The following is a 979-nucleotide window of genomic DNA, read 5'->3' on the forward strand; positions in this document are numbered from 1 at the left end:
CCGCGCCGACCTCCGCCTCGTCGAGTGCGGCGACCTCGGCACCGGCGCGGACGTCGACACCCCCGCCGACCTCCCACCCGGACCGCGGGACTGACCCACGCACGTCCGGCCCGTCCTCCCGTCACCCGGGGTCCGCGCAGAGGGCCTCGGGGCCGCCGGTGTGCGTGAGGTCCTCGCACAGCGCCGCGACGGCGTCGGCGGGATCGAGGGGCCAGAGCGACACGGCGGTGTCCCGGCTCGCCCCGGCCAGCAGGCTGCCGTCGGGGGAGAAGGCGACGTCGTTCGGCGGCCCGACGTGGCCGGTGAGGTTGGCCAGCAACCGTCCGGTGTCGACCTCCCACACCCTCAGTGTGCTGTCGTCCACGGCGCCGGAGGCCAGCATGCTGCCGTCCGGCGAGAACACCACGTCGCGGATGGTGGACGGGTGCCGCCGGGCGACCTCCCGGACCGGTTCGGCGGTGGCGGCGTCGCGCACCACGATCCGTCCGCCGTCGCCCGCGGTTGCCAGCAGCCGCCCGTCCGGGCTGTACGCGAGAGTCCGGACCCGGCCCCGCCCGTCCTGTGCCCCCTGCCCGCCTTGCCGGCTCCGCACGGTCCGGTCCCCGGTGAGTGTGCCGCCGCCGAACCGCCACATCCTGATCCCGTCGCCGACCGCCACCGCCAGCCGTCGCCCGTCCGGACCGAAGGCGGGGGAGGACGCGCCGACGTCGTCGAGCGGGACGGTCGCGGTCTCGTCCAGGGTCGCCGTCTCCCACACGTGCACCCGGTCGTCCGGGCCGTCTCCGCCGACCGGGTCACTCGACACGGCGGCGATCCACCGTCCGTCCGGGGACACGGCCGGATCGGTGCGCAGCTCCCGTCCGGGCAGGACCCGCCGCCGCTCCGGGGTGCCGGGCGGGCCGGTCACCCGGAGCGTCCCGTCCACGCCGACGGTGACGAGGGCACCGTCCGGCGTGTACGCCACGCCCCGCACGCCGTC

The 979-nt window shown here is 77.2% G+C and carries 1 pseudogene; it reads right to left on the bottom strand.

Annotation, left to right across the window (positions count from 1 at the left end):
- Positions 1-121: 121 nt before the first annotated feature.
- A pseudogene (locus SACPADRAFT_RS0220890) lies at positions 122-979 on the bottom strand (PD40 domain-containing protein); the annotation flags it as partial.

Origin of the sequence: Saccharomonospora iraqiensis subsp. paurometabolica YIM 90007 (assembly GCF_000231035.2) — a bacterium.
Taxonomy (GTDB): Bacteria; Actinomycetota; Actinomycetes; order Mycobacteriales; family Pseudonocardiaceae; genus Saccharomonospora; species Saccharomonospora paurometabolica.